Source organism: Edaphobacter sp. HDX4, from assembly GCF_036877565.1.
GTDB lineage: Bacteria > Acidobacteriota > Terriglobia > Terriglobales > Acidobacteriaceae > Edaphobacter.
The window spans coordinates 226606-243617 of the sequence record NZ_JAEDXW010000006.1 but is presented as its reverse complement, the minus strand read 5'-3'; the positions used below and the strand labels follow the sequence as shown (position 1 = coordinate 243617).

13 protein-coding genes are annotated in these 17012 nt (G+C 57.3%); 9 read left to right on the top strand and 4 right to left on the bottom strand.

What is annotated here, in order from left to right:
• From JAO29_RS08780 to JAO29_RS08770, 3 genes are all read left to right on the top strand, one after another.
• The coding region (locus tag JAO29_RS08780) for an efflux RND transporter periplasmic adaptor subunit (protein WP_334267824.1) at nt 1-912 on the top strand (912 nt) is incomplete at its 5' end.
• Between the two features lie 106 nt (nt 913-1018).
• Nucleotides 1019-4201, top strand: a complete 3183-nt coding sequence (locus tag JAO29_RS08775) for an efflux RND transporter permease subunit (RefSeq protein ID WP_334267823.1) — start codon at nt 1019-1021, stop codon at nt 4199-4201.
• Nucleotides 4202-4364: 163 nt separating this feature from the next.
• Complete coding sequence (locus JAO29_RS08770) at nt 4365-5246, top strand: dimethylarginine dimethylaminohydrolase family protein (protein ID WP_334267822.1); 882 nt, start codon at nt 4365-4367, stop codon at nt 5244-5246.
• A 19-nt stretch (nt 5247-5265) separates the two neighbouring features.
• Here the strand turns inward: JAO29_RS08770 and ligD are convergent, their stop codons facing one another.
• The 3 genes from ligD to JAO29_RS08755 all read right to left on the bottom strand — a co-directional run bounded on the left by ligD (nt 5266) and on the right by JAO29_RS08755 (nt 10007).
• Nucleotides 5266-8019, bottom strand: a complete 2754-nt coding sequence (ligD, locus tag JAO29_RS08765; protein WP_334267821.1) for a DNA ligase D — start codon at nt 8017-8019, stop codon at nt 5266-5268.
• A 48-nt stretch (nt 8020-8067) separates the two neighbouring features.
• Entirely contained in the window at nt 8068-9009 is a 942-nt protein-coding gene (gene ku, locus JAO29_RS08760; protein WP_334267820.1) for a non-homologous end joining protein Ku, read from the bottom strand.
• Between the two features lie 227 nt (nt 9010-9236).
• The gene (locus JAO29_RS08755) at nt 9237-10007 is read right to left on the bottom strand and encodes a 2-keto-4-pentenoate hydratase (protein WP_334267819.1); all 771 of its coding nucleotides are present in this window, start codon (nt 10005-10007) and stop codon (nt 9237-9239) included.
• Nucleotides 10008-10171: 164 nt separating this feature from the next.
• Between JAO29_RS08755 and msrP the strand changes: the two genes are divergently transcribed.
• The 6 genes from msrP (at nt 10172) to JAO29_RS08725 (ending at nt 15589) form a co-directional block, all read left to right on the top strand.
• The gene (gene msrP, locus JAO29_RS08750) at nt 10172-11158 is read left to right on the top strand and encodes a protein-methionine-sulfoxide reductase catalytic subunit MsrP (protein WP_334267818.1); all 987 of its coding nucleotides are present in this window, start codon (nt 10172-10174) and stop codon (nt 11156-11158) included.
• A 21-nt stretch (nt 11159-11179) separates the two neighbouring features.
• Nucleotides 11180-11887: a sulfite oxidase heme-binding subunit YedZ gene (locus JAO29_RS08745; protein WP_334267817.1), complete on the top strand. Its 708-nt coding sequence runs from the start codon at nt 11180-11182 to the stop codon at nt 11885-11887.
• A gap of 85 nt (nt 11888-11972) precedes the next feature.
• Nucleotides 11973-14057, top strand: a complete 2085-nt coding sequence (locus tag JAO29_RS08740) for a DUF1800 domain-containing protein (RefSeq protein ID WP_334267816.1) — start codon at nt 11973-11975, stop codon at nt 14055-14057.
• Between the two features lie 33 nt (nt 14058-14090).
• The gene (locus tag JAO29_RS08735; protein ID WP_334267815.1) at nt 14091-14483 is read left to right on the top strand and encodes an MmcQ/YjbR family DNA-binding protein; all 393 of its coding nucleotides are present in this window, start codon (nt 14091-14093) and stop codon (nt 14481-14483) included.
• 16 nt (nt 14484-14499) lie between these two features.
• On the top strand, nt 14500-15072 hold the full coding sequence (locus tag JAO29_RS08730) for a cupin (protein WP_334267814.1): 573 nt from the start codon (nt 14500-14502) through the stop codon (nt 15070-15072).
• A gap of 61 nt (nt 15073-15133) precedes the next feature.
• On the top strand, nt 15134-15589 hold the full coding sequence (locus JAO29_RS08725) for a low affinity iron permease family protein (protein ID WP_334267813.1): 456 nt from the start codon (nt 15134-15136) through the stop codon (nt 15587-15589).
• Nucleotides 15590-15592: 3 nt separating this feature from the next.
• Here JAO29_RS08725 and JAO29_RS08720 read toward each other — a convergent pair whose 3' ends face one another.
• Nucleotides 15593-16975, bottom strand: a complete 1383-nt coding sequence (locus tag JAO29_RS08720; protein ID WP_334267812.1) for a Gfo/Idh/MocA family protein — start codon at nt 16973-16975, stop codon at nt 15593-15595.
• Between the last annotated feature and the right edge of the window lie 37 nt (nt 16976-17012).

Here is a 17012-nt window from a genome sequence, read left to right as displayed (position 1 = left end):
AAGGGACGGCGCTCTGCTACATTGCAGCCACAGGTTGAAGGGAATCTGACGAAGATCCTGGTCAAGTCTGGCGATTCCGTTCGGGCTGGTCAGGTCCTCATGCAGATCGATCCCTTGAAGCAGTCGGCTGCCGTCCAGTCGCAGCAGGGAACTCAGGCCCAGAAGAAGGCTCTATTCGACTACAGCAAGATCGAATTGGACCGTCAGAAGAAGCTGTATGAGGCTGGCGTTGTATCTCGTGACGCTTTCGACCAGGCGACGCAGGCCTATGAGAACTCCAAGGCAGACTATGAGGCGAATGCAGCACTGACGGAGTCGCAAAAGCAACAGCTTGCGTACTTTCAAATTCGTGCGCCGTTCTCTGGAATCGTCGGTGACATCCCGGTCCACGTCGGAGATTATGTCTCCTCGACAACCGTCCTTACGACAGTGGACGAGAATGTCGATCTCGAGGCATATATCTTTATCCCGACCGAACGGGCCTCCGAAGTACGAACCGGACTCCCTGTGGAAATCATCGATACAGACGGAAGCAGCCTGATCAAAACGAAGATCGACTTCCTTTCGCCTCAGGTGAACAATGGACTACAGAGTATCCTCGCGAAGGCTTCCATTCCGCGCGGAACGAAGGGTCTTCGGACAGAGCAACTGGTCAAAGCCCGTGTAACTTGGAATACCAACCCTGCTCCTGTCATCCCGGTCTTGGCTGTTACTCGCATTGGTGGTCAGTCGTTCGTCTTTGTGGCTGCTCCCAAGGACGGAAGATATTCGGCTCATCAGGTCCCGGTTACTCTCGGCGAGCCAGTTGGCAACACGTACCCTGTGATCGAAGGTTTGAAGCCCGATGAGAAGGTGATTGTGTCCGGACTTCAATTCCTTCAGGAAGGTGTTCCTGTTCAGCCATTGGGCTAAGGAAGTTTGCGAGGTAACTCATCCCTTCGTCTGATTCCTCATAGGAGATGCGGCGAAGGCGGTTTGAATTTCCCCCGGTGCCAGCCGTGCCGGTAAGAGGTTCCGCGTGTTTGTCGATTTCTTCATTCGCCGTCCGATCTTTGCTACGGTCTGCGCCCTGCTCATCGTTCTTGCGGGCGCGGTCGTTATCCCTACACTACCCATCTCACTTTATCCGCAGCTTGCGCCACCGCAAGTCGTTGTTACCAGCAACTACATCGGTGCAAACTCGCAGATCGTTGAGTCGGCAGTAACGATTCCCCTTGAGACCGCTATCAACGGTGTCGAAGGCATGCGTTACATGAGCTCCACCAGCTCAAATGATGGAACCTCCACCATCACCATTACCTTCCGCACCGGATACGATCTCTCGATCGCTGCCGTCGATGTTCAGAATCGCGTAGCCTCGGCGCAGGGTCGTCTTCCCGCGGCCGTCAATGCCACCGGTATCTCAATCACAAAGGCGAACAGCAACTTCGTCTTTGCCGCAGGCGTCTTCGCACGAGGCGGTAAATACTCTCAGGAGTTCATCTCCAACTACCTTGACGTGTATGTGAAGGATGCCCTCAAGCGCGTACCTGGCGTGGGAGATGTAGTCATCTTCGGCGAGCGCAAATATGCCATGCGGATCTGGCTCGACCCTGCAAGATTGGCAGCTCGCAACCTTACAGCTCTCGATGTGACCAATGCCCTTTCGGAGCAGAACGTCGAAGTGGCGGCGGGACAGCTTGGCCGTCCACCGGCAGACGGCAAGCAGGATTATCAGATGGCGGTCCGGGTTGTTGGACGTCTCTCCGATCCCCGCCAGTTTGAAAACATCATTCTCAAGAACTCTCCGGATGCGGGTGGTCTCGTCCTCTTGAAAGATGTTGGACGAGCCCAGGTTGGCGCAGAGAGCTACGACACCAGCCTGAAATTCTCCGGTGGCGATGCTGTCGGACTTGGCGTTCAGCAGCTGTCGAATGCAAACGCGCTAGAGGTTGACCGGCAGTGTAAGGCGGTTCTTAAAGAGCTTTCGAAATCATTTCCTCCCGGGTTGGAGTATATCGTCGCGTTCGATACAACCACCGTGGTCAGTGACTCAGTCAGGGATGTCGTACAGACACTCTTCGAAGCGATCATCATTGTCATTCTGGTTATCTATTTCTTCCTGCAGGATTGGCGTGCGACGATCATCCCTGCTGCTACTATCCCTGTCTCGCTCGTCGGAACCTTCGCATTCATCAAGATCTTCGATTTCTCAATCAACTCTCTGACGCTCTTCGGTATCGTGCTCGCAACCGGCCTCGTAGTTGACGACGCCATCGTTGTTATCGAGAACGTGCAGCGTCATATTCACGATCAACAGTGCGACAGCCACAGGGCAACATCCGATGCGATGGCCGAGGTTACAAGTGCTGTTATCGCGACGTCACTTGTGCTGATTTCGGTGTTTATCCCGGTCAGCTTTTTCCCTGGCACGACCGGCATTCTGTACAAACAGTTCTCGCTGACCATCGCCTTCTCTATCGCGATCTCAGCCTTCAACGCACTCACGTTGTCTCCTGCTCTGGCTGCGATTCTGCTGCGGCCGGAACGCAAGCACGGGGGCCTGCTCGGACTCTTCGAAAGAGGATTGCAGAAGGTTATCTCCGGATACGCCTACATCGTCACGCACGTGGTTCGACTGCGCACGGTGATGCTCTTGCTCTTTGCCGCTGGTCTCGCCGGCACGGTCTACATGTACACCCACGTGCCCACCGCGTTCGTGCCCTCTGAGGACCAGAACTACTTCATCAATCTGGTCCAGGCCCCTCCAGGAGCCTCCCTGGCCTACACAACCGATCTGGCAGACCGCGCGGCAGCCATCATTCGTCAGAATGACGACGTATTCGGAACCTTCTCCGTCATGGGCTTCTCTCTTGCGGGTGGCAGCTCTCCGAACTCCGGCGTAATCTTCGCTCCACTCAAGCCGATTGAAGAGCGCAGTAAAAAAGGCGCTGGACACTCCGCGCACGACATCGTCGCCGAGATCGCTCCCAAGCTGTTTGGCGTCCCGGGTGGTCTGGTAGCAGCCTTCGAACCGCCTGCCATTCAGGGTATCGGCTCGGTCGGCGGCTTCCAGTTCATGTTGCAGGACCAGGGCCGCAACACATTTCAGGATATCGATAGGATTGCCCATACGATAATCGGCCAAAGCCGCGACCCGCGCTCTGGTCTTGTCGGCCTCTATACCCAATACACGTCCAACGATCCGCAGCTGTTTGTCACCATTGACCGCGAAAAGGCAAAGGCTATCGGTGTTCCTCTGGCGCAGATCACCTCCGCTCTGGGAACCTACATGGGATCCAGCTACGTCAACGATTTCGACTACAACAACCGGTCCTATCGCGTCTACGTGCAGGCAGACCAGAACTACCGTCGCAACTCGAAAGATCTGCGACAGTTCTATGTGCGTTCAGACGCCGGCCAGATGATTCCACTCGACAACCTCGTCAGCATCCGCGAGACCTCTGGTCCGCAGGTGATCTATCACTACAACATCTTCCGTTCTGCTGAAATCGATGGCGCTGCAGGTCCAGGCCTCAGCTCTGGCCAGGGTCTCCAGAAGATGCAGGAACTCTTCGAGAAGAACAAAATTCAGGGAATGATGTACTCCTGGACAGGTCTCGCTCTTGAAGAGATCGAATCCAGCGGCAAGGCAGCGGTCATCTTCGGGCTGGGCTTGCTGGTGGTCTACCTTACCCTGGCTGCCCAGTATGAAAGCTGGGTGCTGCCGTTCATCATTCTGCTCGCCGTTCCGATGGCTATTCTGGGCGCTCTTGGAATGGTGTCAGCACGAGGTCTTGTCGATGACGTCTACGTCCAGATCGGTCTCGTCATGCTGATCGGTCTGTCTGCGAAGAACTCGATCCTTATCGTAGAGTTCGCTGAGCAGCAGATCGAACATGGTAAGGGAGTCGTCGAAGCTGCTGTGGTGGCTGCAGAGCTGCGACTCCGGCCTATCCTGATGACATCCATTGCATTCATCCTCGGCGTATTACCACTTTATTTCGCCAAAGGTGCAGGTGCTCTCGGTCGTCACTCAGTCGGTACCGCGATCGTCGGCGGCATGTTGCTCTCCACTGTGTTGAACCTCTTCTTCATCCCGGTTCTTTACGTCGTCGTCAAAGGCCTTCTGATCCGCTTCAGCTCGAAACCACGCTCTCGCCCGGACGGCTGCGATGATGCCAGCGAGCTTGAGCAGCAGCAGATCACAATCTCACAGTAACCTATCGCTTCACACAGCGAAGAAGCCCGCCACGTGGCGGGCTTCTCTTTCAAACATGCTGCGACACCTCCCACAGCTGCATGATTATTCAGCACCATATGCATAATCATTAGTATTGACGCGGGTTTTGTCGATGGTGCATCCTTCTCCTTGGAAGGTCGGGATGAGCACGCAATCCACACAGGTACCTTCGATCGCTCCGGCTTCTGTCCCGAGCCAGCCAACTTTGCTGATGTGTCCTCCTCGTTTTTACGACGTAAGCTATGTCATCAATCCTTGGATGGCGGGCAATCTTCACGCAGCTTCTCAACATCGCGCCACGCAGCAGTGGAACGGCCTCTACAAGGCGCTCTGCAACATCGCGAAGGTCGTCTTGATTGAGCCACACCCGTCTCTTCCGGACATGGTCTTCACCGCGAATGCCGGACTTCATCAGGGTGACTTTGTCATCCCGACCCGATTCTCCTGTCCAGAGCGCCGCTTCGAAGAGACCTTCTTTCGCCGCTGGTTTCTCGACTCCGGCTATACGTTGATTGACCTGCCCGACAGCATCTCCTTTGAGGGAGAGGGCGACGCTCTTTTCTCTTCGGATGTTCCACGCCTGTGGGCTGGTTGGGGGATGCGGACCCAGCAGGGAAGCCACGCTTTTCTTGCTCAAGCGCTGGATGTTGAGGTCATCTCATTACGCTTGGTTGATCCGCGGTTCTATCATCTCGACACCTGCTTCGCGCCTCTCACAGACGGCTACGTGATGTATTTTCCGGGAGCATTCGACGCGGAGGCACTTGCAAGAATCAGGCAGCTTCATCATCCTGATCGATGTATTCCTGTCTCCCTTGCCGACGCCTCGCGCTTCGCATGCAATGCGATTAACATCGGGCGCGATATTCTTCTGAACCAGGTCAGCAGGGAACTGTTCGACCGGCTCTCACAGGAAGGTTTCAATGTTACTGCTCTTCCGCTGGACGAATTCATCAAAGCCGGCGGTGCCGCAAAATGCCTGGTGATGCAGCTCGGTCCAGCCGTGCCGCCTCCACTCGACTGATCCCCTGGCCTGCGGTCGTTTACAGCTTCAAACTTTGTCTTACATCGGCCATATCGCGCCAGGGATCTTTCTTGAGGCGAGCTTTCCATTCTCCAAAGTCGGCCACGTGAAATGACGGACGTTCGGTCGTCTTCTTCAACTCGCTCCAGCTCATTGGCATCGAGACACCGCCTCCCACTCGGGCCCTCGGCGAGTACGCCGCGACGGATGTGGCTCCACGCTCATTCCGCAGATAATCCAGGTAGATCTTGCCTTTGCGCGCGGCCTTCGTCATTTTGGTGAGATAACGAGTCGGAGCATTTTTTTCCATCGCGACAACGAATTGTCTCGCAAACTCCTTCACCTCGGGCCACTCATGCTCAGGTTTTATGGGCGCCACGACATGAAGTCCCTTGCCCCCCGTCGTCTTCACAAAGCTTTCCAATCCAAGCTTTTTCAGTCGATCCAGAACCTCGTTCGCTGAACCGGCAACTTCAATCCAGGGAAGATCTTCATCCGGGTCCAGATCAAAAACAATCCGATCCGGACGTTCCAGGTCTTCGTTGTGTGAACCCCACGGATGAACTTCCAGCACACCCATCTGGGCCAGACCTGCCAGCGCCTCTGCATTATTCAAGGTAATGTAGGGCTCGACCTTTCCCTTTTTATCCGCGATATCTATGCTTCCAATTTCTTTCGGAAGCATATGGTTCACATGCTTCTGAAAGAAGCATGGTTTGCCTGCTCCCTCCGGACAACGAACCAGGCTGACGGGACGATCTGCAATGTGTGGCAGCATCCGCTCAGCAACTGACCAGTAGTAATCAGCGAGCATCTGCTTGGTCATGCCGGAGGCTTCATCCAGAACTTTCAGGGGATGAGTCAATCGAACCGGCGCGTGCTCACTGTCTGCGGGAGCAGTTTTGGTTGCAGAGGAGCGTTTTGCAGCCGGAGAAGCGCTACTGCCGCTTCGTTGCACCGCAGCCGCACGAGATCTTCTTGGCCCGAGCGAGATCCCGGGCTCCTCGCGAGTGACATCCTTCGCCGGCTTATCCTCCCTGATGCCTAAGAACGCCGCCTGGCGAACAAGATCGTCGGCAGTCCACGTGGCGAATCGAACCTGCACAACCAGTTCGGGCCTAACCCACTGTGCACCCCTCTTCGCATCGCCAGGTAGAGACTCGAAGGGAGAGGTAGATCGGGACAGCTTCTCTAGCCGATCGCGAATGATTCGATGCGTCTTCTGGGTAAAGCCAGTCCCGGTTCGCCCCGCATAGATCAACTTGCCGTCCCTGTAGTACCCCAGCAGCAGAGCACCAACCCCGCGAATCTTGTTCGTCGGCAGGGTAAAGCCCCCCACGACAAACTCCTGCTCGTGCAGGCACTTCATCTTCAGCCAGTCACGGGTGCGCCCGGAGACGTACTTCGCAGTCGCGCGCTTCGAGATGATCCCCTCAGCCTGTAGCTTGCACGCTTCATGCAGGAGTTCAGCGCCTCCCGTCTCCATATGCTCACTCAAGCGCAATCGTTCCTCATCCGCACCTTCCAGAATCGAACCCAGCAACGCCTTACGCTCCTTCAACGGAAGATCACGCGTGCTTTTGCCATCGAGATGCAGCAGATCGAAGGCGAAGTACGTAAGGGCATTCTTGGCTCCCTCCTGCATCGAAGCTTGCAGGTCCGCGAAGCTCGTCGTGCCGTTCGGAGCGACCACAACCACCTCTCCGTCGAGAATCGCCTTGTTCACTCCCAGCTTTGCAATCTCACTCGCAACCGCACGCATACGTCCGGTCCAATCCAGTCCTGTTCGAGTCAACATCTGGACGGCAGAACCGTCCTTCCTCGCCTGCATCCGATAGCCATCCAGCTTCAACTCATGCAGCCAGCCCGTGCCAGACGGTGGTGTATCCGCCATCGTCGTAAGCTGCGGAGGAATAAATGCAGGCTCAGGCTCGCTGGGAAGATTCTTTATCTCCTTATCGAGATCCTTCCTGGCGGCCCTCTTCACCGAGGGTGTCGGGGCTTGACGACTCTCTTGCCGAAACCAGGACTTCTTCCCGGAACGCGTGTCTTTCGAGTTCCACACATGGTCTTCATGGCGAGCGATCTCCTCGATCGACCGTTCTGTGACTACGCTGTTCGGTTCTGCCTCGGTAACCGCGGGCTCATCTTCACCGCGTTCGAACTCGTCATGTTCCTTGATCAAAAGCCAGTTCGGCTTCTTCTCGCGTTGCCACTTCCCGCCCATCCGGATCAGCGCCCACTTCCCATGCAGCTTCTCGCCGTGCAGAATGAATTTAAGACTACCGTCTCGCAGCCCTGCATCCACATCGGTATGTCCCGGCTGCGGCTCCCAGGTCCCTTGATCCCATAACATCACGGTGCCGCCGCCATACTGCCCTTGCGGGATGATTCCCTCGAACCCGCCATACTCCATCGGGTGATCTTCCACCTGGACTGCGAGTCGTTTATCAGCTGTAAAGTAGCTGGGGCCCTTCGCCACTGCCCAGCTCTTCAGAACTCCATTCCACCCCAGACGGAAGTCGTAATGCAGGTGCGATGCGGCATGCTTCTGTACGCAGAAGGGAAGTCCCTCCCTCGTCTTCTTCTTTCGATCTTCGCCGCTGGGTTCCGCTGTGATGTTGAAGTTGCGCATCGACCGATAGCGCTCAAGCTGCTCATCGATAGCGTTGGCCGCGGCATCACCGTTCGGCTCGGATTGCTTTCTTGTCGTTGTCGTCTTCTTTGCAGCTTTGCTCGACTTCTTCGCGACTGTCTTCCCGGAACTCGCCATTCTCACTCCTGAGTCAGCATGGCGAATCCCCTGTCGCAGCGCAGTCGATTATGCCGATTTGCGCTTGCCCGAAGCCTTCGCCGGCTTCACCAACGAAATACCCTTCTTTTCCTTCGATGCAGTTGATTTGACAGACGTTGAAGGCTTTTTCTTCCCGCTCTCGCTCTCGGCAGCCCCATTGCCCCCCACGCTCTTGCGCAGCGCGTCCATCAGATTGACAACCTGCCCCCGTCGTGGAGCCTCGACCTCGTCCTTCGGGATCGGTGCATGCTTGATCTTCGCCTCTACCAGTTCGCGAACGGCCGCTTCGTACTGATCCTTGAACTTTGAGGGATCGAACTTCGCTGCCTTGCGTTTAATCAGCTCCATCGCCAGCTCAAGGGAATCCTCATTCACGGCGACTTTTTTGATGTCTTTGAAGTACTCCGCAGGGTCGCGAAGTTCTTCCTGATATCGCATCGTGTAGCCCATCATTCCGCCCAGCTTGTCGTCCTCGTCGGCCGTAATGGCAAAGACGTGCTCGCGACCTCCAAAAGCGATCTTTCCCAGGGCTGCCTTCTTCGTCTTCTTCAACGCAGCGCGGACCACCGCATACGCCTCTGCCTGCACAGCATCTTCCGGAACAATGAAGTACGGCTTCTCCATGTACTCCGGCTCAAGCTCATTCAGGTCGACAAACTGAGACACTTCGATCGAATGTTTTGACGGCACCCGAAGCTCCTCCAGCTCCTTCGGCTCAATCGTCACGTACTCGCCCTTGCGATACTCATAGCCCTTCACAATCTCGTTCTTCTCGATCGCCTCGCCGACCTCGGTCGGATTCTCATCCAGTGAGCTCGCAGCCACCTTCTGGTGACGCACCCGCTCACCCGTCTTGCGGCTTATCTGATGAAAGCGAATCTCGCTCTTCGCCTCGGTCGCAACAAACAGCTTCACGCCGAAGGACACCAGGGAAATCTGTATCTGCCCAGACCAGTAGGGACGTGCCATTTTCATTACCTCGTATGCCGCAAAACCAGCCAAGTCAAAGGAATCACTGGCGAAAGCTCGCCTTGTCCTCAGATTCCCCACAATACTCTTTGAGATGCCAGATCGACTACAAGATTTTGGGCCACGCTTTTGCAAACACCATACATGCGGTGGTATGAGGCATCGCCCACCTTATAAAGTGTTTGCGATGTTGAAACATCTTTTCTCGAGCGGCGCGCCCGCACCTCTCAGGCAAACCGAAACGCGACGCGCCCCGCGTGTACAAAGGTCGCTTCGACCGTCGATCCGGCGGTCGCAATGGTGATCCCCGTCCAGCTCCCTGTCGTGATCCAGTCGCCCTTTCTCAACCCTTCTGTGCGACTCGCGCCCTCATTCACCAGCCATGGCAGCAGTCTGGTCAGGTCGCCCGCAGTGTTCGATCCCGTGCGCTGCACCCGCACCGCTCCGTCCACCGCCAGAGATACCGTCTCCTTCGAAAAGTCGATGCTTTGCCAGTCAGCAACGGCATTGCCATATACAAACCCGCCGTGCAGTGCCATGTCGGCCACTCCGCTAAGCTTCGTCGCCTGCTCAGGGTCAATCAGTCCTGTCTCCAGAATCTCGATCGCCGGATGCATACTCGCAACCGCAGAAAAGACCTCGTCTCGCGTATACGGAGTCTCCCGTGGCAAAAGATCCGCCCCCATCTTGAACGCGATCTCCGCCTCCACCCCGCGAAACCGGTGTGTCAGTCCGCGTAACTCGCATCCTGTGCAGGTAATCCAGTCCGCGGGCATTGGGGCGAACGTAGGAGTTGCATCGGCGCCAGGCGCTCCGACCTTCCATCCCCCAATCCGTTCGTATGCCAGCGACATCCTGTCCTGCACGAAGTACGCCTCTTCGAGCGTTGTGGGTTGTAATCCCTTTGGCAGATCGGCAATCGGGTGGCAGGTCCTCCGGGCATCGACCAGCATATCCGCTGCATCCATCAGATCTTTCTGACGCGAACCAGTTATCATGCCAGACAGTTTGCTCCAGTTCTGCCCTTCTTCGCAACCCGGGCAAGCTTTCTTCGACCAAGAAAACGGCCCCTGTAGTTACTTTTAGCCTCTGTTGTAGATCCAACAGGTAGGCCGGTTTCGTTCATACAATAGGAAGAGCGTATCGGGAAGGGAAGATCACCATGTTGCTTCGTCGCTCCGAAAGCTTGCACTCGACTATCCAGTCCTCCGAAATCACTCCGCAAGACGCCTTCGAGCAATATCGTCGTCAACGCCGGTTTGTCATCGGTGGGGCCGCTACGCTGACCGTCGGCGCGCTGGCCTATGGGCACATCCCCGGTCTCCTTCTTCCATCCTCCACCGTGCACGCGCAGACCCTGCCCTCGGCTCCCAGCAAGTACACCACCACCGAAAATCAGACACCCTTCGCCAAGGCCACTCACTACAACAACTTCTACGAGTTCGGTACCGATAAGAGCGATCCGGCTCGAAACGCCCACACCCTCAAGACGCGCCCCTGGACCGTCCAGGTTACCGGCATGGTCAAAAAGCCGCAGACACTCGATATCGATGCCATCCTCAAGTACCGTCCCACCGAATCCCGCATCTATCGCCACCGGTGTGTCGAAGCCTGGTCGATGGTCATCCCCTGGGACGGCTACTCCTTATCCGAGTTCATTAATTTCTGCGAGCCTCTGCCCAGCGCCAAGTACGTGCAGTTCGTCTCTCTGGTCGACAAAAAACAGATGCCCGATCTGCCCGGCGGTTATGACTGGCCCTACAGCGAGGGACTGCGTCTCGACGAGGCTATGAACCCTCTTGCCCTGCTGACCTTCGGTTGCTATGGACAGGTGCTTCCCAATCAGAACGGAGCCCCGATCCGCGTCGTCATGCCATGGAAGTACGGCTTCAAGAATGCCAAGTCGATCGTCCGCTTCCACTTCACCGACAAGCAGCCACACACAACGTGGAACGAGATCAACTCCCAGGAGTACGGCTTCTACTCCAATGTCAACCCGCAGGTCGATCACCCCCGCTGGAGCCAGGCACACGAGCGCCGCATCGACAGCTCGGCCTTTCCCCGCACCATACCCACACAGATGTTCAACGGATACGCTGACCAGGTAGCCAGCCTCTACAATGGAATGAACCTCAAGCGCTACTACTGACCCCGGCAGACACTTCTCTCAATGTCAAAACGCAACATCCTGATTCTTAAAGCGGTTCTGCATCTGCTGTGCCTTGCGCCCTTCTTCTGGCTCATTCGGTTCTACACCTCGGGTGCGCTCGAACTCGATCCCGACCCCGTAGCCTACATCACGCACTTCACCGGTAATTGGGCCCTCTGGATCCTCCTCGCCTCTCTTGCCATCACGCCTCTGCGTCGCCTCTCGCCTCGTATCAGCTGGCTGATTCGTTTCCGTCGCCTCATCGGACTCTACGCCTTCTTCTACGCCTCGCTTCACCTGGCGACCTACATCTTCCTCTTCTCCGGCTACGACCTTCCGACGGTGCTGACCGCTGTCAGAGGTGGTCATCCCGGTGTAGTTGTCTCCGAGTGGAAGGTAGTCTGGCCCACCATCTGGGACGATGTCCTCAAGCGTCGCTTCATCCAGGTTGGCTTCCTTGCCTGGCTTATCCTGTTGGCGCTCGCAGCCACTTCGCCGGCCTTCATCATGCGCGCCATGGGAGGCAAAAACTGGCAGCGGCTGCACCGTCTCGTCTACCTGGCCGGTGCCGCCGCGGTCATCCACTATTGGTGGCTCGTAAAGACCGGTGTCCGCACACCCTGGAAGGTTACCGCTGTACTGATTGTTCTCCTTATGGCACGGCTGGCCTACACAGCCGGTAAGCGCCTCAGCAAGTCCCGATTCGTACTCCAGACCACCAGGAATTAGCTCTTCTAAAATCAGGCTCTCCGGCCGCATACGGCCTCACCACAACTTTGTAGGCAGGTTCCGGTTTCAACCGGAAGGAGCTTCTATGCGTGCCGTCGTTCCCCTGTTCCTTGCTCTCGCGGTTGCGCCTCTCGCCGGACAGGAAGCTCCTGCACCCAGAACCGTTCACGCAGGAAACATCCCCCACGCAAAAGCCGAAACCTCCAGAGCCAGAGGCATCAGCTCGGAGACTCCGCATCTGGCGCCTCTTACCCAGCGCCAACGAGCCATTCAGATTCTCAATCGGTTCACCTTCGGCCCACGGCCAGGAGACTTAAACCAGGTCCTCGCCATGGGGGTTGATAAATGGTTTGAGCAGCAGCTAAACCCCGACAGCATCAGCGATGAGGCTCTCGAGCGCCGCCTGGCAGACTATCCGACTCTCGGCATGACGCCGGAACAGGCGCTGACCGCCTTCCCGAACAGAGCCACCATTCAGGCCGTTGCGGATGAGAAGATTCAGCCACCCAGCGATCCTGCTCTCGCCGCAATGTATGACGTCCAGCTGGTCAAACTTCAAAATCAACAAAAGGCGGGCGCCAGCCCCACAAGCACCCCTGCCAAAGATCTGCAGCCCACATCATCGCTCGATCAGGACCGTTCTACCGCTGCACGCATAGCTGGCCAGCTCTTCGCTCTGGCGCGAAGCCAGCGCATGGCCGCTCTCATCAAACTTCCTGTCGCCGACCGGATCGCCTTCACCAGCTTCGTCTCCGGAGACCAGAAGGCTTTTCTGCTCTCCCAGTTCACCCCGCGCGAGCGAGAGCTGTTCCTTGCAATGGCATCCAACGCCAACTCCTCGCAGCAGATCGTCAGCGAGCTTTCCCAGGCCAAGATCCTTCGAGCCATCCTCTCCGAGCGTCAGCTGCAGGAGGTGATGACCGACTTCTGGTTCAATCACTTCAACATCTTCATCCAGAAAAACGCCGACCAGTGGTACACCACCAGCTACGAACGCGATGTCATCCGCAAGAACGCTCTCGGAAAATTCCGCGATCTCCTGCTGGCCACCGCTACCTCGCCGGCGATGATGGTCTATCTCGACAACTGGCAGTCCATGGCCCCGGACTCCATCGCAAACGGCGTCAACCCTGTGCGTCCGCGAGCCAGGAAAGGGAATCGCGGCCTCAACGAAAACTATGGCCGCGAACTTATGGAGCTCCACACCCTCGGGGTCGATGGAGGTTACACCCAGGCCGATGTAACCGCTCTCTCAGCCATCCTCACCGGCTGGACAGTCGATCGTCCCTTTCAGGGAGGACCCTTCGCCTTCGAAGCGCGTCGTCACGAGCCCGGACCCAAGCAGTGGCTGGGGCACACCATCGGCGACTCCACGTCTCAACCCGCGGACGGTATGAAGGAAGGTGTGCAGGCTCTTTCGATTCTTGCCGCCAGTCCTGCGACCGCTCACTTCATCAGCTACAAGCTGGCTCAGCGCTTCGTAGCCGATGATCCCCCGCCAGCTCTCGTCGATCGTATGGCAGCAACGTGGTTATCGAGCGACGGCGATATCAAGGCCATCCTTCGAACCATGGTCTCTTCGCCCGAATTCAATTCGAAGAAGTACTTCCGCAACAAGGTGAAGACTCCGTTAGAATTCGTCGCCTCCGTATTCCGCACCACCGCAACGGATCCGGTGAACCCGGCTGCTCTGGTTCAAACCCTGAGGCAGATGGGAATGCCGCCCTATCACGCTCTGCCTCCCACCGGCTACTCCATCACCGCCGACCATTGGATGAACTCATCCGCACTCATCGATCGCCTGCGTTTTGCTGATGTCCTGACGAAAAACAGATTCGCTAACCAGAAGTTCGATGCCGAACATCTCCTCGCGATCGGGCTCATGACATCGCCGCCTGACGTCGCGACTGCAGCGGTTTCAACTGCGGAGCGGTCCGGGTATCGTGACGTCGCTCTCTCCCATACTTCAGCCCAGCAATCTACACCGAAGGGCGGTTCAGACCTCGCGCTGCATCTGCTTGAGTCCGCTCTCGTCGGGGGTGATGTCTCACAAAAGACCAACACGCTGATTGAACGACAGGTGAGCAGTCTTGGATCCACCTCTCCTGCCGAGGGCCTCAATCTGCTCACGGCTCTCATCCTGGGAAGCCCTGAGTTCCAGATGCGCTAATACGGGCCTACACTGTCTGGCAGGAGGTGTCCCATGTCTTTGACGCAGCTCCACCCTCTCGGCAACAGTGAGCACCTTGGCCGTGTGCGAAGACTCTGTTCCGCGCTTCCTGGCGCATCCGAGAAGCTCTCTCATGGCGAGCCGACGTTCTTCGTAGACCGGAAGGTCTTCGCCATGTTCGCCAACAATCACCATCACGATGGTCACATCGCCGTCTGGGTTCCCGCTGAGTCAGGTGCCCAGCAGTCTCTGATTCGCACCGCGCCGAAGACATACTTCAAGCCTCCGTACGTAGGTGTTCGCGGTTGGGTCGGCATTGAACTCGCAGAGATCGATGACGAGGGGCTCGCTCTTCATCTCGTGAGGGCATGGAGGCATTGTGCTACCGGAAAGCTTCAATCCATGCTCGATGCTCGTGCCGTCTAACAAAGAGGAGCAACCAATGAACCGTCGAAAATTCGCCGCTGGCATCGTCGCTGCCGGTGTCGCAGGCAAAGCGACCGCCTCCCAGCCATCGTCCGCCACTCCCGAGCAGCTTCATCTCAAACCCAACGGCTGGATGCCGAACAACGCTCTCCCCGTTCTCCTCTACCGCAAGACTCTTCCCGTCACACCCGATCTAGCCGACATCATGGAACGCCTCTTCACCCAGAACGGCTGGCCTCCTCAGTGGCGTAACGGCGTCTTCGACTTCCACCACTATCACTCCACCGCGCACGAAGTCCTGGGATTTGCCGCCGGCCACGCGCAGATCATGCTTGGGGGAGAGCAGGGAACGACCGTGACCGTTCGCGCCGGAGACGTCGCCGTCCTCCCCGCCGGAACAGGCCATTGCCGCATCTCCGCCTCGGACGACTTCCTCGTTGTCGGTGCCTATCCCCCCGGCGAGCATTGGGACATCTGCCGCTCCTCCGCCACTCCTGAAGTTCTGGAGCGGATCCGCAAGGTTCGCTTCCCAGCATCCGATCCAGTCTCCGGAAAGATCGGTGCTCTCCCAAAGCTTTGGATTGCTTGACCATCACCTAAGGCAAATTAGCGCCGCTTGTGTGCATCTCACCCCTTGGAGCAAGACGAACGTGCCGAGCAAGACCATCGCGCCTGCAAAGACAATCGCACCTGCCGAGCCGCCTCGTAAAGATCACTTCGCGAAATTTGCCAATAATTGCAGTGCCTACATGGGCTCCCGCTGGGCCTTCGCCGCTGCAGTCGGAATCATCGTTATCTGGGGAATCACCGGTCCCCTCTATCACTACTCCGATACCTGGCAGCTGGTCATCAATACAGGCACTACCATCGTGACCTTCCTGATGGTCTTCCTTATCCAGAACACTCAGAATCGTGATGCCCGCGCGATCAATCTCAAGCTCAACGAGCTGATCGAATCCATCAAGTCCGCCCGCAACGAGATGATCGACATCGAGCATCTCTCCGATGAAGAACTAGACGTTCTCGCTCACCGCTACGAAGCCGTCCACCAGGAGGCTGCCGATCGCGGCATCGTGGAACAAAAAGACGCCTCCAGCAAAAAGTGAGCCCTAGGCCCAGCTTGCCTCTTCGAAGGTGTATGGCGAGCGTTGCGGGCGAGAAAGCATTGCATTCGCTTCTTCGTCTCCCCTGAACCGCTCTCGCTCCGGATCCCAGTGCAGCGCTCGTCCCGTCTTCATGGCGATGTGGTGCAGCAGGCACGTCGAACATGCTCTGTGCCCAATCTCAATCGGCGCCAGCGGCTGCCTCCGCGACCGCACGCAATCCAGCCAGTTCGCGTGATGCTCCGCCGAAGTCTCCAGGTGAATCTCATCGGGCCCAATGACGGAGGTCAGAATCTTCGGATCGCTTGCCATCAGCGGCTCAATCTTCTCCGTCTTCCCTGATCCCACAGTCGGAGTTGTCATCTCATCCCGTGTTACGAAGATCCACCCCTTCGTCCCGTACCACTTGATGCCGTTCGGAAAATCGCCAGAGATCGCCATCGTCGTGCCGTTTGCATACCGCGCATGCGTCAGAAACTTCCCGTGCACATCCCACAGCCCGCTCTTCGGAAACTCCGCCGATCCCCATATCTCCACCGGACCCGTGTACTCCGTGTTCATGCCCCAGTGCGCCGTATCGACGTGGTGCGCTCCCCAGCCTGTAATCATGCCTGCGCCAAACTGCTCCATGCGCAGCCAGCCCGGCCGGTCAAATCCATTCTGCGGCATCACCCTGTCCACCGTGTAGGGAACCATCGGTGTCGAACCCAGCCACGCATCGTAGTCGAATCCCTTCGGCACCGGCATCGGAGTTGCATTCCCGCCCGCGGGATCCCCCGGCAGCCCAATCTCCACATGCCTCACCTCGCCGATGCGCCCATTCCGAACCAGCTCGCACGCCCGGTGGAACTGCTTCCATGATCGCTGCTGGCTCCCGACCTGCAGTATCCTCCCCGAGGCCTGCACGGCATCGCTCAGGTAACGCCCTTCAGCAATCGTCAGGGACGCCGGCTTCTGCAGATAAACATCCTTACCCGCCCGCACCGCAGCCGCAGCCACAATCGCGTGCTGATGATCCGGCGTCGAGATCACCACCGCATCGATCTCTTTGTTATCCAGCAGCTGGTGGTAGTCGTGATAGACCTTTACCGAATCCTCGTACGACGTACCCAGCTTCTTCCCATAGGCTTCGATGACAAACTCGCGCCCCCTCGCCGCTCGATCTTCATCCAGATCGCAGACAGCGATGACGCGCGCCTTGTCGTACTTGAAGATGGCGGGGAGATCATGCCCACGCGAAATTCTCCCCACTCCAATCGCACCCACGTTGATTCGTTCGCTGGGAGCCATCTGACCGAAGACGCTCGACGGCACAATCGTAGGAAAGCCAGCCGCTGCTGCTGTTCTGGCCACGGTCTTCAGAAATCCTCGCCTTGTTACATCTGCCATCGTTCCGCCTCCTCTGGTCAAGCCACATCGATGTTCC